A 22250-nucleotide genomic window follows, 5' to 3' on the forward strand; every position below is an offset into this window, starting at 1 on the left:
GAAACAGATCAGGGAGGGCAACGAATGGCGCTGGAGATCAAGATCCTGGACTACGGCGATATCGAGCTGGAATCGAGCTTTCTGGTGCTCGGCCGCGACTGCGGCCGCACCCGCCGCGTCCTCACCCTCGGCTTTTTGATCCTTGGCGGGAAATATCCCGTCGTGGTCGACACCGGCTACCGCTCCAACCAGATCATGGAGACGCTGGGCATGCGCGGGCTGCAGTACCACGAGAACATGATCGAGAACCAGCTCGCGCGCCACGGCGTGCGCATGGGCGACGTCCGCTTCGTCTGCCATACCCATCTGCACATCGACCATGCCGGCAAGGACGATCTGTTTCCGATGAACACGACCGTGGTGCTCAACCGCAAGGAGCTCGAATATTCGGTGTCCGGCCTGATGCATCCGCAATATCCGGCGCCCGACATCAAGCATTTGATCGATCGGCTGCACACCAAGAGCGCGCTGCGCTTCCTCGACCTCGAGATCACCGGCCCGATCGAGCTGATGCCCGGCGTCTATTGCGACGCCGCCAACGCGCATACGGAGGGCTCGATGAACGTCATCGTCGAGACCGCCGATGGCATCGCCACCATCTGCGGCGACGTGATCTACGACTTCAATGACCAGATCGTGACGCCGTTCAACGAGATCCACGATTGGGAGCCGCGCACGACGGGCAATCACGGCACCAGCAAGCGTGCGGAGAAGGCCTCGATCAAGAAGCTGCTGAGCAATTCGCGCTATCTGCTGCCGGTGCACGACCGTCCCGCCAAGATCGAAGGCGGCAACGTCGTCGGACGCCTGCACGACCAGGTCCCCGGCCCGATCGTGCAATCGCTGCCGGCACGCAACTGGTTCCCGGCGTAACGCGACTCGAGGATCGACCGATGACCCACGTCACCTTGCGAAGCGAATTCGAGGCGCTGATCGACCCCTATGCCCCGGTCGCGCAGGTCGGCACGGGTTTCGACTTCACGGAAGGGCCGATCTGGCATCCGGTCGATCACTATTTGCTATTTTCGGACATGCCCGGCGACGTGCGCCGGCGCTGGGATGCGCGGCGCGGCGTCGCCGAGGTCAAGCGCCCCTCGAACAAATGCAACGGCATGACCTACGATGCCGAGCTCAACCTCATCGTCTGCGAGCACGCGACATCATCGCTGATCCGCGAACGGCCGGACGGGCGGCGCGAAGTGCTGGCGTCGCATTTTGGGGGGCAGGAGCTGAACAGTCCGAACGACGTCTGCGTGCACTCGTCCGGCGCGATCTATTTCTCGGACCCCTGGTACGGCCGGATGCCGGTCTATGGTGTCGAGCGGCCGCGCCAGCTCGGCTTCCAGGGCGTCTATCGCGTCGTCCCCGGCAGCGAGCCGAAGCTCGTCGTCGAGCGAAACCTGTTCGACCAGCCGAACGGGCTGTGCTTCTCGCCCGACGAGAAGCTGCTCTATGTCAACGACACCGTGCAGGCGCTGATCCGCGTCTTCGACGTCAGTGCCGACGGCTCGCTCTCGAATGTCCGGGTGTTCGCAAGCGGCATCAAGTCCGAGCTGGAGCCGGGCCTGCCGGACGGCATGAAGTGCGACCAGCATGGCAATGTCTGGGTCACCGCGCCCGGAGGCGTCTGGGTCTATTCGCCGCGCGGCGAGCTGCTCGGCAAGGTGCGCGTGGCCGAGTTGGTCGCCAACCTCGCCTGGGGCGGGCCGGATTTCCGCACGCTGTACCTGACCTCGACCCATTCGGTCTATGCGATCCCGACCAAGGTCGGCCCGCGGCACGAGCCCTATATGAGCGGGCGGCGAAGCGGCGGCGGCGCGACCGCAAGCGCCGCGCCGCAGGCGCCCATCCTCGCCGACGGCGAGATGCGGCTCGATCCCCAGCGCTGCGCCATGATCATCCAGGACCTGCAGAACGACGTCATCATGGACGGAGGCGCCTTCGCCGAATCAGGCGCGCCCGGCCACGCCAAGCAGCAGCATGTCGTCGAGAATGTCCGCCGCCTTGCGGAGACGGCTCGCGCGCGAGGTGTCGCCATCATCCATGTCTGGTTCGTCGTCGAGCCAGGCGCGCCCGGCGTGACGCTGAATGCGCCGCTGTTCGAAGGGCTGGTCGACAGCAAGGCGATGGTGCGCGGAAGCTGGGGTGCTGCGCCCGTCTCCGGTCTCGAGCCGCGGCCCGGCGACTTCGTCGTCGAGAAGATGCGCATGAGCGCGTGGGAGGGCACGCGGCTGGAGACGATCCTGAAGGCCACCGGGCGCGACATGATCATCAACACCGGCGCCTGGACCAACATGTCGGTGGAGCACACCGCCCGCACCGGGGCCGACAAAGGCTACTTCATGATCGTGCCGGAGGATTGCTGCTCGACCATGAATGCGGACTGGCACGCCGCCTCGATCAACTTCGCCATGCAGAACGTCGCCATCGTCACCCGGGCGGATGCCGTCATCCGGGCGTTGGGATGATCCGTGGCCAAGCTCCTGCATCTGTCCTGCTCGCCCCGCGCCGACTCCATCTCGAGCGCCGGCGCGCGCGTCTTCCTTGACGGCTTCCGTCAGGCCCGGCCGGACTGGGACATCGATGTCGTCGACCTCTGGCGGGAGCGGATGCCGGAATTCGCAGGTCCCATCGTCGAGGCCAAATATGCACGGATGAACGGACAGGCCTTCAACGACGCGGAGCGTGACAGCTTTGCCGAGGCCGAGCGAATGGCGACCCGCTTCGCGCTCGCCGATCGCGTGCTGATCTCGACGCCGATGTGGAATTTCGGCATCCCCTACAAGCTCAAGCAATGGTTCGACATCGTAGTCCAGCCCGGGCTGACCTTTCGCTTCGACCCATCGCAGGGCTATCTCCCGTTGCTGAAGGACCGGCCGACGCTGGTGATTCTCGCCAGCGGCAGCGACTTCGCCACCGGCATGAATCGCGGCCGCATCGACATGGCAACGCCCTATTTGCGGGACATCCTGCGCTTCATCGGCATCGACAATGTCCGTTTCGTGGCGATCGGGCCAACCACCGGACCGCAGCAGCCGATCGAGGCTGCGCGGGACAGAGCGCACCGACGTCTGGCCGCAATGGCCACGAGCTTCTGATGCACCGGCATCGCTCTGTCCTCTTACGCCGCCGAGCCCTGAGCACCGCCTGATCGGGCTTGACGATAGAGGTGTCCTGGCTCGGCCCACAGGAACCCATTCGAGAACGGCACACCGGGATAGGCCGCCGCAAGGCGGCGATTGCCGCCATCGACATCGTCGCGGCCGTCGAGCACGTCGCGAAAGGTCCTGGCGATCTCGACCATGTCGCAATCCTGCGGCGACAGGCGCAACGAGCGAACGTTGCTCTCGCGCAGGAGGCCGGCCTCGCCCAGCAGATTGGCGCAGCTGTGAGACAGGGTCTGCACGCCGTTGACGGTGAGGAAATCCTGCTGCTCCAGCGTGTTCAGCAGCAGACCATCCGGATCCTTCTCGCAGACGAAGCGACAATTGTCCTTGGCGAGCTTGTGGAGGCGCGCGTGATAGCAGCGCGCGGAGATGGCGAGCGGCACCCTGCCGAACGCGAACACCTCCGTCGTGACATCAGGGACGGCCTTCGCGATCGCCGCGATCGAAGCCAGCGGCAATTCCGGCGGCAGGCAGATGCGCCTGGCCCCGTGCGCGGCGTGAAAGGCCGCGCTGGCTTCGTTGTAGATGTTGACGAAGGGCCCGATGGCGTGCGCCCGGCCCGCCAGCGCCCTGAGACAGGTCAGATCATTCACCTCGACCAGTGCGCCTTCGGCCGAAGCGAGCTCTTCGGTCTGGCGGCGCTCGCGCCGCAGCGAGACCAGGATCAGCGAGCCGAGCAGCACCTCTTTGCCAGCGCTTTGCAGCCGTTCGACCACGGCCGGGATGTGGTCTGCAAAGAACGGCGATCGCTTCGAGCAGACGATCTCGCCGACTGAGACGACATCGACAGGCGCTTCGTCGGCGATACGGAAATAGAAGTCGCGCCAGCGTTCAGGCGCCCAATTGTACAGAACTGGACCGAGGCTGAGTTGCATCTTCCGGACCTCACATAGTCGAAACGATTAGCGCCAGGTCTTGCGATAGGCGCCGAGCGTGGAGGCCTGCCCTTCGGTGAACGGCTTCAGGCTTGCGATGTCGGCCTCGCTCCCGCTTTCCAGCGCCGCGAGCGCGTGACGGAAATGGCGCACCACGCTTTCGACATAGGCGCGGCCGCGCTGACGGCCCTCGATCTTGAGCGCGGTGACGCCGGCATCGCGCAAACCCCGAAGCAAGGTCGTGGCGTCCAGGCTGACGGGATCCTCAAAGATGTAACCGGCGCCCTGCGCGGTCGAGAAGCGGCCCTTGCACAGCGTCGGATAGCCCGCGGGCTCGCTCACGGCGAACCGGTTGATGGTGAAGCCGCCCAAGCTCGACTTCGTCCCGTCCGCAGTCTGTTCGTAGGTCACATGGCTCGGCGGCGAGCAGACGCCCTGCATGTTCGGCGACTTTCCGGTCGCATAGGACGACAGCGAGCAGCGCCCCTCCGCCATCACGCAGAGCCCGCCGAACACGAAGACCTCGGTCTCGCAGGCAGACTCGCGGGTGATCTCGGCAATCTCGGGCACGCTCAGGACACGCGGCAGCACGACGCGCCGCGCCCCGAAATTTTCGGCGTAGAAGGCGATGGCATCCGGGTTCGCGGCGGCGGCCTGAACCGAGACGTGCAGACGCTGGTTCGGATGGCGACGCGCGGTGTAATCCATCAAGCCGATGTCGGCGAGGATCAGCGCGTCGGCTCCGGCGCTCACCGCATCGTCCACCGCGCGATGCCAGATGTCGACGGCGGAAGCGCGCGGGAAGGTGTTGATGGCCACCAGGACCCGCGCGCCGCGACCATGCGCCAGCGCGATGCTCTTGCGCATCTCGTCGCGGCTGAAATTCAATCCCGGAAAGTTGCGCGCATTCGTCTCGTCGGCGAAGCCGCAATAGATCGCGTCGGCGCCGGCATCGATGGCGCTCTTCAGCGCGGCCGGCGTTCCGGCGGGACAGATCAGTTCCATCATCTCGATGTCTCGCCTTGGCCGGATGAGCCGATCACGCGGCCACGGGCGGTCGCGAAAGCGCGCCTCGCCGGCGCGCCCAGCGGACCAAACAACGAGGACACTTCCGTAGCGAGATCGAGCTGGGCGTCGTCGATCGCATTGCGCAACGCCAGCACCGCCTCGACATCGCCCTCGACGACGAGCTCGCGCGAGAACATCAGGGCATCGCCATCGACCTTGCCTTCGAGCAAGGCCAGGAGATTGGCGAGCGAGGCGGAGATCCGCGCGTTCAGGCCTTTCGGCAGCTCGCGCACGACGGACAGGCGCGGCGGCCTCGCCTCGACCACGAAGGCAAAGGGCAGATCGATCGGCTTGATCCCGAACCGCGCGCGCGCGTGATCGCCGAGCCGGTCGAACATTGCAGGATTGCGCCGGTGGATCCGCTGCAGGACGCCGCCGAGAACGAGCTGCAACGGCAGCAGAGGTAGCGGGCGCATGGCAATTGCGACGAGCGGCGGAATCGTCGGCAATTGGCCGGGCGATGCGGCGGACGGATCATTCATGGCCCCACATCTGGACGGATTGCACGCCGCTGTATTTGAGCGGGAACAATGAAGACCGAAAACAACACGGCTAGCTGTGATTTTTTGGGAGCTTGTCCAGTTGCAACGTGATGTGCCGCGCTTTCGCGACTTGTCCGACTTCCTGCGCTTCATCGAAAGCCGGGGGCAGTTGCGACGCATTCGCGAGAAGGTCTCCGTCGTCCACGAGATCACGGAAATCCACCGGCGTGTGCTTGGGGCACACGGACCGGCATTATTGTTCGAGCAGCCGGTCAGGGCCGATGGCCGCCCCTCGGAGATGCCGCTCCTCACCAATCTGTTCGGGACGGTCGAGCGGATCGCATGGGGCATGGGAATCGCGCCCGACCGTCTCGAAGAGCTTGGCGCGCTGATGGCCGAGCTCCGCACCCCGCGGCCGCCGAACAGCATCAGGGATGTCTTCGACAAGCTTCCGCTCGCCCGCGCCGCGCTGGCGACGCGTCCGCGCACGCGCGCAGGCGCGCCGGTGCAGGATTGCGTCACGATGGGGCCCGACATCGATCTCGCGCGATTGCCGGTCCAGATCTGCTGGCCCGGCGAGCCGGCGCCGCTGATCACCTGGCCGCTCGTGATCACCGTGCCGCCGGAATCCGCGACGGCCGACCAGGAGGAGAATGTCGGCGTCTACCGCATGCAGGTGCTCGGCCGCGACCGCGCCATCATCCGCTGGCTCGCGCATCGCGGCGGCGCCCGGCATCACCAGCAATGGAAGGCGATCGGGCGCGACATGCCGGTCGCGATCGTCATCGGAGCCGATCCCGCCACCATCCTGGCGGCGGTGCTGCCGCTTCCCGAGACGATGTCGGAGCTGCGCTTCGCCGGCATCTTGCGTGGCGAGCGGCCCGACCTCGCGCCATGCCTCACCGTCCCGCTCGCGATCCCGGCCGAAGCCGAGATCGTCATCGAGGGCTTCGTCTCCGCGACCGAAACCGCGCCCGAGGGTCCGTATGGCGATCACACCGGGTACTATAATTCCGTCGAGGAATTCCCTGTGATGCGCGTGACGGCGATCACCACCCGTCGGCAGCCCGTCTACCTCTCGACCTTCACGGGCCGGCCGCCGGACGAGCCGTCACGGATCGGCGAGGCGCTCAATCGCCTGTTCGTTCCGCTGATCCGTCAGCAATTCCCTGAGGTGACCGATTGCTGGCTGCCGCCGGAGGCCTGCTCCTACCGGATCGCGGTCGCGGCGATCAAGAAGCGCTATCCCGGACAAGCGCGGCGGCTGATGCTGGGCCTGTGGTCGATGCTGCCGCAGTTCAGCTACACAAAGCTCCTGATCGTGGTCGACGACGATATCGACGTCCGCGATTGGCAGGCCGTAATGTGGGCCGTCTCGACGCGCAGCGATGCCTCGCGCGACCTCGTGACCCTCACCGACACGCCGATCGACTATCTCGACTTTGCCTCGCCGAAATCGGGGCTCGGCGGCAAGCTCGGCATCGACGCCACCACCAAGATCCCACCGGAGACGGATCGCGAATGGGGCGTTCCGCTGGCCATGGATCCTACCGTGGTCGCGCGCGTCGATGCGATGTGGGCTACACTCGGCCTGTCCACCACGGCGCGCGCCCCGGCCCTCTCATGAGCGTGCGGCAAGGCATCATCGTCGGCATCAGCGGCGCCTCGGGCGCCGCGATCGGCATGCGCATCGTCGAATTGCTGGCCGACAATCCGGATTATGCGGTGCATCTCGTGGTCTCGCCCGCGGCCGAGCGAACCTTGAACGAAGAAGTGGGCAGCGATGCGCTGGCGCGGCTGCGCGCGCTCGCCTTCCGCGACCATTCTCATTCGGACATCGGCGCCGCGATCGCCAGCGGCTCTTATCCAATCGCGGGCATGATCGTGGCGCCGTGCTCGATCCGTACGCTCTCGGCGATCGCCTGGGGGCAGCTCGACAACCTCCTGACCCGCGCGGCCGACGTGCAGCTCAAGGAACGGCGCCGGCTGGTGTTGCTGGTCCGCGAGAGCCCGCTGCATCTCGGCCATTTGCGCAGCATGCTGCAGGCGACCGAGATCGGCGCGATCATTGCCCCGCCGATGCCGGCCTTCTATCTAAAACCACAGTCGCTGGACGAGGTGATCGACCAGATCGCCGCACGGGCGATCAACCTGCTCGACCTCGCGAAGCTGCGCGCACCCGCAAAGATCTGGTCCGGCCCCGGCTCCAAAGGCGAGTAGCCGGCGCAGTCGCCTCGCCAGCTCAATTCACCTCGGCAAAGCCGAGCGACGACCTGACGCCCGGCGAGATCATCGAGGGTTGCCAGGGCGGCTCGAACGTCATGGTGACATCGACCGAGTCCACACCCGGAACGAGGCGTGCGCTGCTCGCGACCCCGTCCTTGAGAAAGGACGCGGCGGGACAGCCGCGTGTCGTCGCCGTCATGGTGATGTGCGCGGCGCCGTCGTCGACCTGGACATCATAGATGAAGCCGAGGTCGACGATGTTGTGCCCGAGCTCCGGATCGATCACGACCTTCAGCGCCTGCTTTATCCTGGCGACGAGATCCTCATCATTGAAGGTCATGCCTGCACCCTCACCGTCAGTTGATAGAAATCCTTTTGCGGCGTGAAGCCGCCGCGCCATTGATGGCCGCGCTTCTCCAGCTCCCGAAACAGGAAGACCGGTTCGCGACTGAGCAGGGCGTGGAGCGTCTGGCCCGGCGCGAGTTGCTCCAGGGCAGCCAGAATGCGCACCATCGGCTCCGGCGGATCGAGGTCGCGGTTGTCGAGATGAACCGCCGGCTCCGGCCAATCGTCGTCGCTCGCGGCAGCGGAGGCCGGTTCAGCGATTCCGACCGAGCCATCGTCCGGCATGAAGCGGATCTCCCATTCGCCGCCTTCCAGCTCGGCCTCGCGATGAGCAAAGCCCTTGCTCGCCATGACGTCGAACAGAGGAACCGGCTTGAAGGGAGCATAGAGCCGCAGCCCCTCTCCGGGTTCGAGCCGTTCGAGCGCGGCCATGATGATCGAGAATGGCTCGCCGCCTGCGCGCAAGATCGGCCGGACATCGACGTCGACGAATGCGGTCATGGCAATCTCCTTTCAGTTCCGTGAGACCAGAAGATGAGGCATGGCGGCTCCCGTCGGCAGGCGCAGCGGCTCCGCCACGTCCGCAAGCCGCCGGGCCCTGATGAACTCCTCGCTCAGGCCGAGCGTCGCAAGCATCACCACCGCGACGGCGATGCGGAAGCCGAGTGCCGTGTCGAACAGGAGCATCAACGTCGCCGCCCAGCTTCCGGCAAAGAACAGCACAAACCATTTCAACGCGCGGCGCTCGGCAACGAGATCCTGGACGCGCGGCGTCGGCACTCTGCCCATCACCGGGCCGTAGGTCTCGAGCCAGGTCAGGAACGGCACGATCTTGTAGAGATTGGCGAGCACGAGGCCGGTGAGCCAGCCGAACGCGACGAGAAAGACCAGCGCTCCGACATGGGATGAGAAGGCGCCGGTCGCAAGAAGCGTGGCGCCCAGCATTGCGGCGGCGGCGAGACTCGCCAGCGCAACAAGGCTCATGCCCGTGTTGAGCTCGAGCGCACGACGTTTGCGGGTCCTGTACAGGCTGAGCACGTCGCGACCGTAGGCGGCCAGCGACAGCAGCGCCGCCGCTCCTGCAAGCAGAAGCGCCAAATTCAGCCCGGTCATGCGCCAGAGCGCAAGCACGCCGCCGACAAGTCCGACAGCCAGCGCGGCGATGCCGGCAAGCCAGGCCAGCCGGCCGAGCCGCGCATCGCCGTCGGGCGCGAGCATGAACATCGCAAGCAGGCGATAGCTGACGCCCATGGCCGTGAATGTTAGCCATCCGCCAAGCCCCGCAATCGCGTGGATCGGAACGCCGGACACCAGCAGGTCCGGCCATTGCGCGCCGATGGCGGTTCCGGACAGCACCAGCGAGAACAGGCCGCCGAATGTCGCCGTGACACAGATGCAGGCAAGCCCACCCGCGACGAACCGCGCCGGTCCGGGCAAGGGTCGGGCCGACCACAGCGTCATGCCGAGATTGGCAACGACCAGAGCGAAACCTGCGATCAGCAGGCCCGCGCCAACGGGGAGCAGCCAGGGCGGCCCGTTGAAGCGCCCGCCCAGAGCCAGAAAGCCTGCGAGCAGGACCGTCAGCCCCAGCGTCAACAGCGCGAGAGCCGGCAGCGTCCAGCGCTCCGCATAGAGCGGCCTTGCGACCAGCACCGGCACGAATTGGAACAGCGCGCCACACAGGACGGTGCTCAACCAGCCGATGCTGACCATGTGAACGACGACGAGCGTATCCGGGCCGCCGATGTCGTGGTTCGGAAAACCGAATCCGATGACGATCAGCGCCTCTGCAAGCAGCAGCCATGCGATCGCGACCGCGAAGTAACTGATGACCCATTTACAAAGGCTGGTTCCGATCACGAATTGCTTCCCATCGTCCGCGCACGAAATCCCAGTGTCGGCACTCGAGAACGGTAAGCGGCTGCAGTCGCGGCCACTTTGTCGAGGCGCAAACTGCGATGCCATTCACGACAATGGGAAATCGCATTTGAACATTCAGCAGAAGTTGTCATGCCCGGGCTTGTCCCGCCTGCGCGGCCGAAGCCGCTTCGGCGCGGCGAGGGCCCGGGCACCCACGTTCTTTGTGCTGCGTGGCAAGGCGTGGACGCCCGGGACAAGCCCGGTCATGACGCCGTGGGCACTGGCGCCCTTTCGCGACAAACCCAGGGCGCGATACCCCGGGCAGCGCGGAAGGATTGATTCAGCGCAAGAGCGCTGCCCGCCGCGCTGATATTCAAGACGTTCAAGTCAGCAGGGAATGGTCGGATGACGCTGAAGAATTGGTGCGCGGTTCTCGCGATTTCAGTTGGCGCGATCACATCCGCGATTGCTCAATCCGACTTTCCGCCCTCCGCGAGCGCGAAACAAGAAGCGCCTCGCCTCGTCGAGGTCATGAGCATGGCGCAGCTTGAGCATCTCAAGCTGTGGTATGCAGGCAAGGCGAAGAACTGGGACCTGGCCGCGTATGAGTTGCGGCAGCTGACGAATAGCTTGGCCGAAGCAGCCATTTTCTACCCGGCGGTGCCCGTCAGCAACGTGACCACGATGAAGGAGCCGCTGCTGTCGATCGCCGACGCGATCGCGGCGGGCGACGATCGCAAGTTCGCCGCTTCCATGCGCGTGCTGACCGACGGCTGTAATGCTTGTCACGGCTCGATGGGCCGCGGCTTCATTGCCATCGCCGTTCCGACCGGCGGGCAACCGCCCGCCAATCAGATATTTCCGCCGTCGGGAAACAGCCGCAAGCATTGATGCGGCCAGCCCGCTCGCGATGATCGTTGCTCTTGGTGTCTGCCTCGTGACGGCGTGAGCATGCCGGCCGGGGGCTGGATTGCGTTGCATCAATCCGGAAATCGAGCAGCCCCGTACCCTGGTTTCGCCCAAATGTCAGCGACCGCCGAGCCCATCCATGATCGAACGATTTAGCCCGGCCAAGCCCTTGGCTGCAACGTTCTGGCAAATGCCGAAGGACGAGCTCTATCGCGCGCTCGGCTCCGGCCCGGACGGCCTGTCACGCATCGAAGCCGACCGACGGCTGGCGATCGTCGGCGCAAACCGCGTCGACGCCTCCCAAGGCCGGTCGGCCCTGCGCAAGCTCGGCCAGCGTCTCTGGAATCCGCTGGTTGCCATGCTGCTGGCGGCGGCGCTCGTATCCGGGCTGAGCGGCGATATCGGCAGCTTTGCCATCATCGCAACCGTGCTGTCCCTGTCCATCACGCTCGATATCGTCCAGGAGCATCGCGCCGAGCTCACGGCCGAGACGTTGCGGGAATCGGTGGCCATCCAGGCTGACGTTGTCAGGGACGGCAAGGATGCCACGATTTCGGTGACGGCTCTCGTCCCGGGGGATGTCGTGAAGCTCCGTATCGGCGATTTGATACCGGCCGACGGCATCGTTCTCGAGGCGCAGGATCTGCAGGTCAATGAAGCCCTGATGACAGGCGAGCCGTTCCCGGCGTTCAAGACGGACGGCGCCTGCTCTGCTTCATTGCCGGCGGACGCCACGAACGCCCTGTTCGCGGGAACCAGTACCGTCGGCGGAAGCGGCAAGATGTTGGTCGTGACGACGGGAGGCCGGACGCGCTTTGGCGCGATCGCCTCGGCAATGGCCGCCAACGCACCACCCACGGCTCTCGAGCAAGGGGTCCGCAGGCTCGGACTTCTGATCCTTCGGCTGACACTCTTCCTCACTCTCTTCGTGCTGATGGCTCATCTCGTCGCGCAACGTAACGCAATGGAGTCCTTCCTCTTCGCCGTCGCGCTCGCCGTCGGCTTGACGCCCGAACTGCTGCCGATGGTGATGACGGTGACCCTCGCCCGCGGCGCGCTGCGCATGGCGAAGCGAAAGGTCATCGTCAAGCGGTTGTCCGCGATCCACGATCTGGGGGCGATGGACACGCTTTGTGTCGACAAGACCGGCACGCTCACGGAAGCCAGGATCACCCTGGCGGCGCATATCGAGCCGCAGGGGCGATCCAGCGACCGCGTTCTGAGCCTCGCCCGCCTGAACAGCACGTTCCAGGCCGGCGTGAGAAGCCCGCTCGATGACGCGATCCTGTCCGCGAGCCGCGATGATCGCGACGGCTGGGTTCGGCTTTCGGAAGTCCCGTTCGACTTCGAGCGGCGCTGCCTGTCCGTTCTGGTCGGACGCAACGGCGAACAGACGCTGATCGCCAAAGGGGCGCCGGAATCCATCCTGTCGCGCTGCGTTGCCGTGGAAATCGATGGTCTGGCTCATCCGCTCGACGCCGCCTGGCAACAGAAGATGGCCGACATCCAGGCGCGTTATGCCGGCGACGGCTTCCGGCTCCTTGCCGTCGCCATCAAATCCATTCCGGCCGGCCAGCAGACCATTGCCGTCGGCGACGAGACCCATCTGACCCTGATCGGCTTTTGTGCCTTCGCCGACCCGCCGAAGCAGGATGCAGCCACGGCAATCGATGCGCTCAGCTTGCTCGGCGTGACCATCAAGATCATTTCGGGTGACCATGGCGCCGTGGTCGCGCACGTCGCGCGATCGGTTGGCCTCAGAGCGGACCGGATCATGACCGGCGCCGAGATCTCCGAGCTCACCGATGCCGCGCTGGTTGCCCGGGTCGATGACATCGACCTTTTTGCCCGGATCGACCCCGATCAGAAACGGCGGATCATCGCCGCGCTCCGGCACCGCAATCACGTCGTCGGTTTCATGGGGGACGGCGTCAATGACGCCCCCGCGCTTCACGCCGCCCATGTCGGCATATCCGTCACGGGCGCGACCGAGGTCGCCCGCGCGGCCGCCGACATGATCTTGCTGGCGCCCGACCTTTCCGTGCTCGCGGCCGGCGTGCGCGAAGGGCGCAGGACGTTTGCCAACATCCTGAAATATGTCCGGATGGGAACGAGCTCGAATTTCGGCAACATGCTGTCGATGGCGCTCGCCTCGATCATCCTTCCCTTCCTGCCGTTGCTGCCGCTGCAGATCCTCTTGAACAATCTGATCTACGATCTCTCCGAAATCGGCATCCCCTTCGATGACGTCGACCCTGAAGACGTTGCCGGGCCCGAATCCTGGGACATGGCAAGCATCCTCCGCTTCACCATCATCATGGGAATGGTGTCGTCCCTGTTCGACGCGATCACCTTCGCCGTTCTCCTCAAGCTGTTCGATGCGGATGCGCCGATGTTTCAAACCGGATGGTTCCTGGAATCGATCACGACCCAGATCCTGGTGATCTTCGTGATCCGGTCTCGCAAACTGCCGTGGCGCGCGAACCGCCCGCACAACATCCTGATCGCGACATCTCTCGGCGCCCTGCTTGCCGGCGTGGCGCTTGCGCTTGGCCCGTGGGGAGGCGCATTCGGCTTTACCGGGCTTTCCACAGGACTAATGGCGACGATCATCGCCATTGCCATGGCCTATCTGATCTCGGCGAACATCGCCAAACGGCTGGCAATCGCAGTTCCACAACACCTGAGATAAAAGTCAGGTCGCGTCCGGATAGATCTGCTCACGGTGGACTTCCCGACCGCTCTCATCGATGACGACGATCCGGAGGTCGGGGTGGCCTTTGGGCTTATTCCTGCGCACCTTGTCGGCCAGGCTCTTGCTGTGCACGATGGCGGCGCCATCGCTCACAAGCTCCAATCCGGACCTGTCGCGAACAGGGACCCCATCCTTCATATCGAAATAGTATGTGGGCATGAACTCATTCCCGCGTTTCACGCGGCTCGGTTGACGTTATCATCCCAGAGGCGAAGCTGCCGAGGCGGAATGCAACGTGGCACCCCCTGGGAACCGCATTCTAATGAACCAGCCGGGTCAAAATCTTGAGCCGGATCAAAAGCGGGAACTTTCAGCAAGGGCCCCGCTTCAAGCCCGTCCTACGCGGTATCATGGCAGCGACTTCCCGCTGTCGCATGTCCATCTGGCGGAGAAGGTTTTTCCCCTCCACCGCCGCCGCGGTAACATTCAACAGTCAGCGTACCGGAGTGCCCGCGATGCGCGACGTTACGGCAGATTGTCCCTCAGGAAAATGTCGATGCGGATGCGTTCCTGGTCGGGGCTGATGGGCTCGCCCGAACAGTGCGCGAGCAGGATGCGCGCCGCAGACCGTGCCTCGTGCCCAGGATCCTGGTTGATGATGGCATCGAGCGTGCCGCGGACCAGGAATCGCCGCGTGTGCTGAGTGAGCTCGTGAGTGATCCAGACCACCTCGCGTGCGCGGCCGGAGGCCTCGAGCGCGTCGGCGATGCCGCGGTTTCCGGCGCCACAGCAGTAGATGCCGCGAAGGTCGGCATGGTGCGCGAGCAGCGCGGCAGTGAGCTCCCGCGTCCGCTCGCTGTCGTCGCGGCCTTCGATGACCGGGAGCGCGACCAGGCTTGGATATTCGCTGGACAGGATCTGGTGGAAGCCGAACTGCCGCTCGGTATGATCGCGCAGCGACAACGATCCCGCGATCACGGCGACCGTGCCCTCGCGCCCGGCCAAGAAACGTCCCATCAGCGTTGCAGCAGTCCGCCCCGCAGCCGGGTTGTCGATACCGACATAATGCAGGCGGCGCGAACTCGGCGCGTCCGACACCAGCGTGACCACGGCGACCCCGCGCGCGGTGAGCTCGTCGATGGCGGCGCGCACCCTGGGATGGTCCAGCGCGATGACGGCGACGCCCTGATAGGCCGGCGACAGGTCTTCGAGCGCGCCTGCCAGCACATCCGGATCGAACACGTCGACATGAAGGATATCGATGAAGCCGCGTTGGCCGGCGAGCCACTCCGCTGTGCGCTGGACCTGCTCGGTCAGATTAGTCATGAAGCTGTTGCTGCCGGTCGGCAGCACGAAGGCGAAGCGAAAACTCTGCCCGCGCGCCAGCCGGGCGGCCGCTACGTCCGCGCGGTAGCCGAGCTTGGCGACGGCGGCCTCGACACGCGCAACGGTCTTGGCGCGGACGCCCTCGCGCCGGTTGACGACGCGATCGACGGTCGCAAGCGAAACGCCCGCCGCACGCGCGACGTCCTCCAGCGTGGCGCGAACGGCTGGCTGCATCGCGCTAGCCGTCATTCGCGCGCCGCCCACAGCATGCCGCGCGTCATCAACGTCCGGATCTCGGGCACGTCGAGCTCGTAAGCACGGTGGCCGAGCGAGGAATAGAACACCCTGCCCGCACCGTAACGCTTCTTCCAGACCACCGGCATCACCACGCCGTCGATCCAGGGCGCGTGCTCGCCGGTGAAGGTGGTCGTCGCCAGGACCTCGTTGGCGGGGTCAACATGCATGTAATATTGCTCGGAACGATGCTCGAAACTCTTCAGGCCCTTCATGATGGGGTCGTCCGGCTTCGTCAAGTCGACCTTGTAGTCGATGATGTTGCCGGGATGCGCCACCCACTGTCCGCCGCACAGGAACTGGTAGTCCACGGAATCGCGGAACGCATCGCACATGCCGCCATGGTGACCGGCAAGCCCGACGCCGCCACGCACCGCCGCACAGAGATTGAGCGCGTCCGCCTTCTCGATCTTCGACATCGTGTAGATCGGGATGATGAGCGACAGATCATGGATCGCGGGATCGCCGAATGCCTCTGTCGTGGTCTCGATCCGGACCTCGAAACCCTCCGCCTTCAGCCAGCCGCGGATCATCGAGGCGCACAAATCGGGATCGTGTCCTGGCCAACCGCCCCACACAATCAATGCCTTGCGCATGGTCATTTCCTCAGTCGATCTGTCCGGTTTCACGTCCGGCCGGCAGCATCGCCGGCCGCTCGACGCGGCTCTCGATCTTGACACGCCGCCCTTCGTCGGCGGAGGTCTGGAACGCCTCCATCACCTCCAGCACGTGGAAAGCCAGCGCGCCGCTGGCGCGATGCGGGCGGTTGTTCAGGATCGCGGAGGCCATGTCGGCGACGCCGATGGAGCGGAACTCGCCCTCGACATGGCCGTGCGTCAGCGGCACCGTCTCGAATTCGCCGCCGGTCTTCGCAACCTGCACCTCGCCGCCGAAGCGGTTCGGGTCCGGCACCAGCATGCTGCCCTTGTCGCCATAGATGTCGATCGGCGCGTGCCGGTGCTTCGGCACGTCGAAGCTCATGGTGATCGAGACCACCGCCCCGCTTTCGAATTCGAGCGTGCCCGCGACGTGGGTCGACACCTCGACCGGGATCAAGGTGCCGTTCATCGGCTGGCTCGTGACCAGACGCTCCGATCGCGGGCGCGCGGTCGAGCCCATCACGCTCGCGACCGGCCCCAGGAGCTGCACGAGATCGGTGATGTAATACGGGCCCATGTCGAACATCGGCCCGCCGCCGCGCAAGTAGTAGAAGCCGGGCGCCGGATGCCAGCGCTCATGGCCGGGACATCCGAAGAAGGCGCTGCCGGCGACCGGGGTGCCGATCGCGCCGTCGTCGATCAGCTTGCGCGCAGTCTGGTGCCCGCCGCCGAGGAACGTGTCGGGCGCGCAGCCGACGCGAAGGCTTTTCTGCGCGGCAAGATCCATCACCTTGCGGGCCTCCGCGACGTTGATACCAAGCGGCTTCTCGGAATGAACGTGCTTGCCGGCGTTCAGCACAGCCAAGCTGACATCGGTGTGGGCCAGCGGCACGGTGAGATTGACGACGATCTCGACGTCGTCGCGCTTGAGCAGCTGATCGACCCGCATCGCCGGCAGCCCGAAGGCCGCGCCCTGCCGCTCCGCCACGTCGCTGCGCATGTCGGCGAGCGCCCTCACCTCCATGACCGGGAAGCGCTGCGCTGCCTTGAGGTAGGCGGTGCTGATCACACCGCAGCCGATGATTCCGACGCCGACTTTTCTCATTGTGCTCTCCGTGAAGTCCCCGCTCATCCCTTGACGGCGCCTGCCGTGAGGCCGGCGACGATGTGCTTCTGTGCCAGCAGGAACAGAATGATCGTCGGCAGGATGGTGAGCGTGATGAAGGCCAGGATCAGGTGCCATTCGGACGAATACTCGCCCTGGTAAATCATGATGCCGAGCGGCCAGGGGTAGAGCGCGTCGGTGTTGAGCATCACCAGTGGCAGCAGATAGGCGTTCCAGCTGTTGACGAAGGTGATGGTGCCGACGGTCGCCAGGATCGGCCGCGACAACGGCAATGTCACGTAGCGGAAGAATTTGATGTAGCTGCAGCCGTCGACCAGCGCGGCCTCGAGCAGCTCATAGGGAATATCCCTGAAGAAGCGCCGCAGCAGCAGCACGCTCATGGCAAGGCTGAAGGCGACCTGCGGCAGCGCGACGCCGAAATAGGTATCGAGCAATCCGAGATCGCGTACCTTGATGAACAGCGGCAGCACGGCCGTTGCGGCCGGAAACAGCAGGCCCAGCGTCAAATAGCTCAGCAGCATCGAGCTGCCGAAGAATCTCACGTGGGCGAAGGTGAACGCCGCCATCGAGGCGACGATCAAGGTCAAGGTCACGGTGAGGGTCGAGATGATCAGCGAGTTGCGCAGCAGCTGCCAGTAGCGGGCCGAGAACAGGATGTCGGCATAGTTCTGCCATTCCCAGTGCGTCGGCCAGCCGAACGGATTGACGCGCAACTCGCCGAGCGATTTGAAGCCGCCGAGCAGGGTCGCGAGCAACGGCACCAGCACGAAGACGGCAACAACGGCGAGGAACGCCGCCTTGAACAGCACGGCCGGATCGAACGGCGCGCGGGTGGTCTCGGCCCTACTCATCGCGCATGAACCATCGCTTGTAGGTGAAGGCAAAGGTCACGCAAATCACGAACAGGATGACGCCGATGGCGCTGCCGTAGCCGACCCGCATCCGCGAAATGCCGTTGTTGTAGAGGAAGCTGACCATCGTGTTGGAGGAATCCGCCGGTCCTCCGCGCGTCAGCGGCATCACGAGATCGAACAGCTGCAATGAGCCGACGATCGCGAAGAACACGGAGAGCCGGATCGTCGGATAAAGCAGGGGGATGACGACATGGCGCAGCGCCTGCGTTCGCGTTGCGCCGTCGATCCGGGCCGCCTCGACCAGGCTCTTGTCGAGGCCTTGGAGTGCCGCGATGAACAACATCATGTGGAAGCCGAAATATTTCCACACGATCACGATCAGCACCGCCAGCATCGCGGTGTCGGTCGAGGCGAGCAGATGCGGCGGCTCGGCGCCGAAGCTGCGCCAGATCGAGGCGACGAGGCCGTAGTCGCCGTCATAGACGAAGGAGAAGATCAGCCCGGTCGCGATCTCGGCGAGGATATAGGGCATGAAGAACAGCATGCGCAGCGCCACGGCTCCGCGAAAGCGTTCCGCGAGCATCAGGGCCAGCGTCAGCGCGAGCGGCAGCTGGATCGCGAGCGAGACCGCGATGATCAGCCCATTGTTGCGCAGCGCGAGCCAGAAGGCGCGCGTCTCCAGCACGAAACGGTAATTGTCCAGGCCGATCCAGTTGGTGGGTTTGCCGAACCCGTTCCAGTTGAACGCCGAGTACCAGGCGGCCTCGCCGATCGGCAAGACCACGAACAGCGTGAACAGCAGCAGCGCCGGCGGCAGGAACAGGATGAGGACCGTGAAGCGGCCGTCCCAGCTCGGGCCGCGGACCGCAAGCGGCGAGAACGACGGCTTCGCAACGCCCATCGCCGGCACGCTTGCGATGCGTCGTTCCACCGTCAGTTACCCTGCTTCCATGCCGCTTCGATCGCTTTCGCGGCGTCCTGCGGGCTCATGCTGCCACCGGCGATCTCCGCGGTGACGTCGTTGACGACGCGGCCGACCGAGGGGCCGAGACTCTGGTCATAGAAGTTCTGGTGGTAGTTCGACTTCGCGAGATTGGCCGCGATCAGCTTCATGAAGGAATTGTTGAGGCCGGCGTCCGCGCCCTGCACCACCGGGATGATGAAGTTGCCCGCCGCAAGCCGCGTCTGCACGTCCTTCGAGACGAAGTATTTCAGGAAATCGACCGCCTCCTTCGGCGAGCCCTTGGTGATCAGCCAGCCGGTGATGCCGCCAAGCGTATCCGTCGGCGCACCCTTGCCGCCCGATACGACCGGAAAATCGAACCAGCAGATCTTGTCTTCGGACAGACCCGTCTTGTCGGCGGCGAGCGCGCGCTGCAGATGATAGACGGTGGAAATCGCCAGGGTCATCGCCGCCTTGCCGTCGCCGAAATAGCCGACGGCCTGTGGGTTCTTGAAGCCGAGGAAGCCGTTCTGGAACGGCTGGAGATCGACCAGCTGCTTGAACAGCTCGCCCGATTTCTGGAAGGTCTCGCCGGCGAAGCCGCCGTTCTCGCCCTTCAACGCCGCATCGAATGCCGGCTTGCCGCCGATGCGCACCGCAAGATGGGTCCAGTAGAAATGCAGCGGCCATTTGTCCGCGCCGCCGACCACGATCGGCGTGACGCCGGCCGCCTTGAGTGTCTTCACCGCGGCGAGCAGATCGTCCCAGCTCTTGATGGCGGCGGGATCGACCTTGGCCTTGGCCATCAGCTCCTTGTTGCAGAGGAAGCCGACCTGCGACAACGCGGTGGGCAGGCCATAAACGCGGCCATTGCTCGTGAACGCAGCGAGTGCAGCCGAGGTGAGGCTGTCGCTATAGCCCTTCACTTGGTCGGTGATGTCATCGAGCACGCCGGCCTCGATCTGCGTCTTCAGCACACCGCCGGCCCAGCTGTAGATGATGTTCGGCCGGTCCTTGGATTGCAGGATGGTCGGCAGCTTGGCCTTGTAGGCCTCGTTCTCGAGGAACTGCATCTCGACCTTCACGCCGGGATGCGACGCTTCATAGGCGCGCGCAACTTCCTCCCAGAGCTTCACCTGGACGGGGTTGGCTTCGATGTGGAGCCATTTGACGGTCGTATCGGCTGCAGCGATTTGGGCGCCAAGCAGGCATGCGGCAGCGGCGAGTCCCAGCTTCCCGAGCAGTCTCATCACATCCTCCCAGCCGATCTTATTCTTTGACTGCAATCCTGCCTTCAATTTTTGAGGTACGCAACTAAAATTCTGACCTATGCACCTCACGGGCGGACTGGCTAAGGTCTGGTCAAGAGTCGGGACGGCCCACCGCGCCACCCGCAAATGACTGGGAGGTGCCCTTGGCCGCCATCTATTCCGACCTCGCCGGCAAGGTCGTGCTCGTCACCGGAGGTGCGGCGGGCATTGGCGCTGCGATCGTGCGGCGCTTCGCGGAGCAGAAATCCAAGGTCGTGTTCTTCGACATCAAGATCGACGAGGGCCAGCACCTGGCGCGCGAGCTGTCCGATCAGGGACTGTCGGCGCATTTCCAACATGTCGACCTCACCGACATCCCCGCGCTGCGCGCCGGCGTCGTGGAGGCACGCAAGGCGCACGGCGCGATCAACATCCTGATCAACAACGCCGCGCATGATGAACGGCACAAGACCGAGGAGATGACGCCCGAATATTGGGACGACCGCATCGCGGTGAACCTGAAGCACCAGTTCTTCGCGTCGCAAGCCGTGCTGCCGGACATGAAGGCCGCCAATGGCGGCGCCATCGTCAATTTCGGCTCGGTATCGTGGATTGCAGGCCAGGGCGGCATGGCCGCCTACACCGCCAGCAAATCAGGCGTGATCGGATTGACGCGCTCGCTGGCCCGCGATTACGGCCCCTACAATATCCGCGTCAACGCGATCGCGCCGGGCTGGATCATGACCGAGCGGCAGCTCGAGAAATGGATGACACCGGCGGGCGAGATCGAGCTGCAGCAGCGGCAGTGCCTGAAGCGCCGGCTGGTGCCGGACGAGGTCGCGAAGGTCACCGTCTTCCTCGCCTCGGACGAAGCTTCCGCCTGCACTGCCCAGCACTACATCGTCGATGGCGGCTGGGTGTGAGATGCTTTGAGAATGGTGGGCGCACAAAAGCTGTCGACTTTCAGCGAAACCGCCAACTCTCGTGCCGCCGGCGCCGATGCTATTCCTTGTTCTCGTCAAGCAGCCTGGCCACACGACGCAAGCCGAGCAGATAACCCTGGGTGCCGAAGCCTGCGATGACCCCATCAGCCCGTTTGGAGACGAACGAATGATGGCGGAATTCCTCGCGCTTGTGCACGTTGGAAATGTGCACCTCGATCACGGTCCCCTCGAACGTGTTCAGGGCATCCAGGATGGCGACCGACGTATGGGTGAAAGCCGCAGGATTCATCACGATGCCGGCAGCCGTCTCGCGCGCCTCGTGAATCCAGTCGATCAGCTCGTATTCCCTGTTGGATTGATGAAAGCGAATTTCCAGGCCAAGCTCCCTGGCCAGCGCCCGGCAATCCCGCTCCACGTCCGCAAGCGTCTCGTGACCATAGATGTGGGGCTGACGCTTGCCGAGCAGATTGAGATTTGGCCCGTTCAGGACGTAGACGAGACGACTCATACAACAACTCCGTTCAGTGATGGGCGAGGATTTCGCCAAGAAACTGCCTGGTGCGGGCATGCTGTGGATTGTGGAAGAAAGCGTCAGGCGCGTCTTCTTCGATGATCTGACCTTCAGCCATGAAGATCACACGGTCGGCAACCTGGCGGGCAAAGCCCATCTCGTGGGTGACGCAAATCATGGTCATGCCGTCGTTGGCGAGGCCGATCATCGTGTCGAGCACCTCCTTGACCATTTCGGGATCGAGAGCCGAGGTCGGCTCGTCAAACAACATTACTTTCGGTTGCATGCAGAGCGCACGCGCAATCGCGACACGCTGTTGCTGGCCGCCGGAAAGCTGAGCCGGATATTTCTCGGCCTGGTCACCGATACGGACGCGCTCGAGGTATTTTCGCGCGGTTGCTTCGGCCTCCGTCTTGCTGATGCGGCGCGCGCGAATGGGCGCGAGCGTGCAGTTCTGCAAGACCGTCATATGCGGGAAAAGATTGAAGCTCTGAAAGACCATGCCGACGTCCTGGCGTACGACATCGATGGCCCTGATGCTGTCGTCCAGCCGATGACCGTTCACCACGATGCTGCCCTGCTGGATCGGCTCGAGGCGGTTGATGCAGCGGATCAGCGTCGACTTTCCCGAGCCGGACGGACCACAGAGCACGATCTTTTGGCCCTTGCGCACGGTGAGATCAACGTCGCGTAAAGCCTGGTACCCGCCGTACCACTTCTGCACGCCCTTCATTTCGATCAGGTTCTGGTCTTGCATGCCGGCCTCCGCTCTCGGG

23 protein-coding genes are annotated in these 22250 nt (G+C 64.6%); 8 read left to right on the forward strand and 15 right to left on the reverse strand.

The genetic code is table 11. The features are described from left to right. The first annotated feature begins 24 nt into the window (after positions 1-24). Genes AC0WRY_RS26070 through AC0WRY_RS26080 form a run of 3 tightly spaced genes read left to right on the forward strand, consistent with a single transcriptional unit; the run spans position 25 to position 3098 of the window. Positions 25-873, forward strand: coding sequence for an N-acyl homoserine lactonase family protein (locus AC0WRY_RS26070; protein WP_018318076.1), 849 nt, complete (start codon positions 25-27; stop codon positions 871-873). A gap of 20 nt (positions 874-893) precedes the next feature. Then, positions 894-2468: an isochorismatase family protein gene (locus tag AC0WRY_RS26075; RefSeq protein WP_194403647.1), complete on the forward strand. Its 1575-nt coding sequence runs from the start codon at positions 894-896 to the stop codon at positions 2466-2468. Between the two features lie 3 nt (positions 2469-2471). After that, positions 2472-3098, forward strand: a complete 627-nt coding sequence (locus AC0WRY_RS26080; protein ID WP_194403648.1) for an FMN-dependent NADH-azoreductase — start codon at positions 2472-2474, stop codon at positions 3096-3098. A 23-nt stretch (positions 3099-3121) separates the two neighbouring features. Here the strand turns inward: AC0WRY_RS26080 and ubiV are convergent, their stop codons facing one another. The 3 genes from ubiV to ubiT are packed head-to-tail and all read right to left on the reverse strand — an operon-like array spanning position 3122 to position 5592. Continuing rightward, positions 3122-4042, reverse strand: a complete 921-nt coding sequence (gene ubiV / locus AC0WRY_RS26085; protein WP_194403649.1) for a ubiquinone anaerobic biosynthesis protein UbiV — start codon at positions 4040-4042, stop codon at positions 3122-3124. 27 nt (positions 4043-4069) lie between these two features. After that, positions 4070-5047, reverse strand: a complete 978-nt coding sequence (gene ubiU, locus AC0WRY_RS26090) for a ubiquinone anaerobic biosynthesis protein UbiU (RefSeq protein WP_194408412.1) — start codon at positions 5045-5047, stop codon at positions 4070-4072. Beyond that, on the reverse strand, positions 5047-5592 hold the full coding sequence (gene ubiT, locus AC0WRY_RS26095) for a ubiquinone anaerobic biosynthesis accessory factor UbiT (protein ID WP_194403650.1): 546 nt from the start codon (positions 5590-5592) through the stop codon (positions 5047-5049). The genes ubiU and ubiT overlap by 1 nt, the downstream gene beginning before the upstream one ends. A 100-nt stretch (positions 5593-5692) precedes the next feature. Between ubiT and AC0WRY_RS26100 the strand changes: the two genes are divergently transcribed. Together AC0WRY_RS26100 and AC0WRY_RS26105 are read left to right on the forward strand one after the other, a co-directional pair. Next, positions 5693-7219 carry a UbiD family decarboxylase gene (locus AC0WRY_RS26100; protein WP_194403651.1) on the forward strand — a complete coding sequence of 509 codons (1527 nt, stop codon included), beginning with the start codon at positions 5693-5695 and terminating at the stop codon, positions 7217-7219. Further along, on the forward strand, positions 7216-7812 hold the full coding sequence (locus AC0WRY_RS26105; protein WP_194403652.1) for a UbiX family flavin prenyltransferase: 597 nt from the start codon (positions 7216-7218) through the stop codon (positions 7810-7812). The genes AC0WRY_RS26100 and AC0WRY_RS26105 overlap by 4 nt, the downstream gene beginning before the upstream one ends. Before the next feature lie 22 nt (positions 7813-7834). Here AC0WRY_RS26105 and AC0WRY_RS26110 read toward each other — a convergent pair whose 3' ends face one another. From AC0WRY_RS26110 to AC0WRY_RS26120, 3 genes are read right to left on the reverse strand one after another with little or no spacing between them, the layout of a single operon-like run. Further along, positions 7835-8158, reverse strand: coding sequence for a metal-sulfur cluster assembly factor (locus AC0WRY_RS26110; protein WP_194403653.1), 324 nt, complete (start codon positions 8156-8158; stop codon positions 7835-7837). Continuing rightward, complete coding sequence (locus tag AC0WRY_RS26115) at positions 8155-8664, reverse strand: DUF2249 domain-containing protein (RefSeq protein ID WP_194403654.1); 510 nt, start codon at positions 8662-8664, stop codon at positions 8155-8157. Before AC0WRY_RS26115 ends, AC0WRY_RS26110 begins: the two co-directional genes overlap by 4 nt. Positions 8665-8676: 12 nt before the next feature. Then, the gene (locus tag AC0WRY_RS26120) at positions 8677-10023 is read right to left on the reverse strand and encodes a hypothetical protein (RefSeq protein WP_194403655.1); all 1347 of its coding nucleotides are present in this window, start codon (positions 10021-10023) and stop codon (positions 8677-8679) included. 405 nt (positions 10024-10428) lie between these two features. Here AC0WRY_RS26120 and AC0WRY_RS26125 point away from each other — a divergent pair, with 405 nt between their 5' ends. Both AC0WRY_RS26125 and mgtA read left to right on the forward strand, forming a co-directional pair. Then, positions 10429-10914, forward strand: coding sequence for a hypothetical protein (locus tag AC0WRY_RS26125; RefSeq protein WP_194403656.1), 486 nt, complete (start codon positions 10429-10431; stop codon positions 10912-10914). 157 nt (positions 10915-11071) lie between these two features. Then, positions 11072-13624 (forward strand): magnesium-translocating P-type ATPase, encoded by a 2553-nt coding sequence (gene mgtA / locus AC0WRY_RS26130; RefSeq protein WP_194403657.1) that lies wholly within the window; start codon positions 11072-11074, stop codon positions 13622-13624. 3 nt (positions 13625-13627) lie between these two features. Here the strand turns inward: mgtA and AC0WRY_RS26135 are convergent, their stop codons facing one another. The 7 genes from AC0WRY_RS26135 to AC0WRY_RS26165 all read right to left on the reverse strand — a co-directional run bounded on the left by AC0WRY_RS26135 (position 13628) and on the right by AC0WRY_RS26165 (position 20019). Continuing rightward, positions 13628-13846, reverse strand: a complete 219-nt coding sequence (locus AC0WRY_RS26135) for a DUF6894 family protein (RefSeq protein WP_194403658.1) — start codon at positions 13844-13846, stop codon at positions 13628-13630. Positions 13847-14152: 306 nt separating this feature from the next. After that, positions 14153-15202 carry a LacI family DNA-binding transcriptional regulator gene (locus tag AC0WRY_RS26140; protein ID WP_194403659.1) on the reverse strand — a complete coding sequence of 350 codons (1050 nt, stop codon included), beginning with the start codon at positions 15200-15202 and terminating at the stop codon, positions 14153-14155. Continuing rightward, complete coding sequence (locus tag AC0WRY_RS26145; protein WP_194403660.1) at positions 15199-15843, reverse strand: ThuA domain-containing protein; 645 nt, start codon at positions 15841-15843, stop codon at positions 15199-15201. Before AC0WRY_RS26145 ends, AC0WRY_RS26140 begins: the two co-directional genes overlap by 4 nt. A 10-nt stretch (positions 15844-15853) precedes the next feature. After that, positions 15854-16951, reverse strand: coding sequence for a Gfo/Idh/MocA family protein (locus tag AC0WRY_RS26150; RefSeq protein WP_194403661.1), 1098 nt, complete (start codon positions 16949-16951; stop codon positions 15854-15856). 23 nt (positions 16952-16974) lie between these two features. Beyond that, entirely contained in the window at positions 16975-17823 is an 849-nt protein-coding gene (locus AC0WRY_RS26155; RefSeq protein WP_194403662.1) for a carbohydrate ABC transporter permease, read from the reverse strand. After that, on the reverse strand, positions 17816-18757 hold the full coding sequence (locus tag AC0WRY_RS26160; protein ID WP_194403663.1) for a carbohydrate ABC transporter permease: 942 nt from the start codon (positions 18755-18757) through the stop codon (positions 17816-17818). Before AC0WRY_RS26160 ends, AC0WRY_RS26155 begins: the two co-directional genes overlap by 8 nt. Before the next feature lie 2 nt (positions 18758-18759). Beyond that, positions 18760-20019 carry an extracellular solute-binding protein gene (locus tag AC0WRY_RS26165; RefSeq protein WP_194403664.1) on the reverse strand — a complete coding sequence of 420 codons (1260 nt, stop codon included), beginning with the start codon at positions 20017-20019 and terminating at the stop codon, positions 18760-18762. 164 nt (positions 20020-20183) lie between these two features. Here AC0WRY_RS26165 and AC0WRY_RS26170 point away from each other — a divergent pair, with 164 nt between their 5' ends. Next, a complete protein-coding gene (locus AC0WRY_RS26170; RefSeq protein WP_194403665.1) occupies positions 20184-20942 on the forward strand; it encodes an SDR family NAD(P)-dependent oxidoreductase in 759 nt (252 codons plus the stop codon). Positions 20943-21021: 79 nt separating this feature from the next. Here AC0WRY_RS26170 and aroQ read toward each other — a convergent pair whose 3' ends face one another. Together aroQ and AC0WRY_RS26180 are read right to left on the reverse strand one after the other, a co-directional pair. Beyond that, positions 21022-21471: a type II 3-dehydroquinate dehydratase gene (gene aroQ, locus AC0WRY_RS26175; protein ID WP_194403666.1), complete on the reverse strand. Its 450-nt coding sequence runs from the start codon at positions 21469-21471 to the stop codon at positions 21022-21024. Between the two features lie 13 nt (positions 21472-21484). Continuing rightward, positions 21485-22231, reverse strand: coding sequence for an amino acid ABC transporter ATP-binding protein (locus AC0WRY_RS26180; RefSeq protein ID WP_194403667.1), 747 nt, complete (start codon positions 22229-22231; stop codon positions 21485-21487). Between the last annotated feature and the right edge of the window lie 19 nt (positions 22232-22250).

Source organism: Bradyrhizobium sp. T-12 (assembly GCF_058314695.1).

Coding starts and splice junctions, on each gene's coding strand:
- AC0WRY_RS26135 (WP_194403658.1), bottom strand. CDS start 13,846: ATGCCCACATACTATTTCGATATGAAGGATGGGGTCCCTGTTCGCGAC.
- AC0WRY_RS26110 (WP_194403653.1), bottom strand. CDS start 8,158: ATGACCTTCAATGATGAGGATCTCGTCGCCAGGATAAAGCAGGCGCTG.
- ubiV (WP_194403649.1), bottom strand. CDS start 4,042: ATGCAACTCAGCCTCGGTCCAGTTCTGTACAATTGGGCGCCTGAACGC.
- mgtA (WP_194403657.1), top strand. CDS start 11,072: ATGATCGAACGATTTAGCCCGGCCAAGCCCTTGGCTGCAACGTTCTGG.
- AC0WRY_RS26105 (WP_194403652.1), top strand. CDS start 7,216: ATGAGCGTGCGGCAAGGCATCATCGTCGGCATCAGCGGCGCCTCGGGC.
- AC0WRY_RS26155 (WP_194403662.1), bottom strand. CDS start 17,823: ATGAGTAGGGCCGAGACCACCCGCGCGCCGTTCGATCCGGCCGTGCTG.
- AC0WRY_RS26125 (WP_194403656.1), top strand. CDS start 10,429: ATGACGCTGAAGAATTGGTGCGCGGTTCTCGCGATTTCAGTTGGCGCG.
- AC0WRY_RS26075 (WP_194403647.1), top strand. CDS start 894: ATGACCCACGTCACCTTGCGAAGCGAATTCGAGGCGCTGATCGACCCC.
- AC0WRY_RS26115 (WP_194403654.1), bottom strand. CDS start 8,664: ATGACCGCATTCGTCGACGTCGATGTCCGGCCGATCTTGCGCGCAGGC.
- AC0WRY_RS26150 (WP_194403661.1), bottom strand. CDS start 16,951: ATGAGAAAAGTCGGCGTCGGAATCATCGGCTGCGGTGTGATCAGCACC.
- AC0WRY_RS26070 (WP_018318076.1), top strand. CDS start 25: ATGGCGCTGGAGATCAAGATCCTGGACTACGGCGATATCGAGCTGGAA.
- AC0WRY_RS26180 (WP_194403667.1), bottom strand. CDS start 22,231: ATGCAAGACCAGAACCTGATCGAAATGAAGGGCGTGCAGAAGTGGTAC.
- AC0WRY_RS26165 (WP_194403664.1), bottom strand. CDS start 20,019: ATGAGACTGCTCGGGAAGCTGGGACTCGCCGCTGCCGCATGCCTGCTT.
- aroQ (WP_194403666.1), bottom strand. CDS start 21,471: ATGAGTCGTCTCGTCTACGTCCTGAACGGGCCAAATCTCAATCTGCTC.
- ubiT (WP_194403650.1), bottom strand. CDS start 5,592: ATGAATGATCCGTCCGCCGCATCGCCCGGCCAATTGCCGACGATTCCG.
- AC0WRY_RS26140 (WP_194403659.1), bottom strand. CDS start 15,202: ATGACGGCTAGCGCGATGCAGCCAGCCGTTCGCGCCACGCTGGAGGAC.
- ubiU (WP_194408412.1), bottom strand. CDS start 5,047: ATGGAACTGATCTGTCCCGCCGGAACGCCGGCCGCGCTGAAGAGCGCC.
- AC0WRY_RS26145 (WP_194403660.1), bottom strand. CDS start 15,843: ATGCGCAAGGCATTGATTGTGTGGGGCGGTTGGCCAGGACACGATCCC.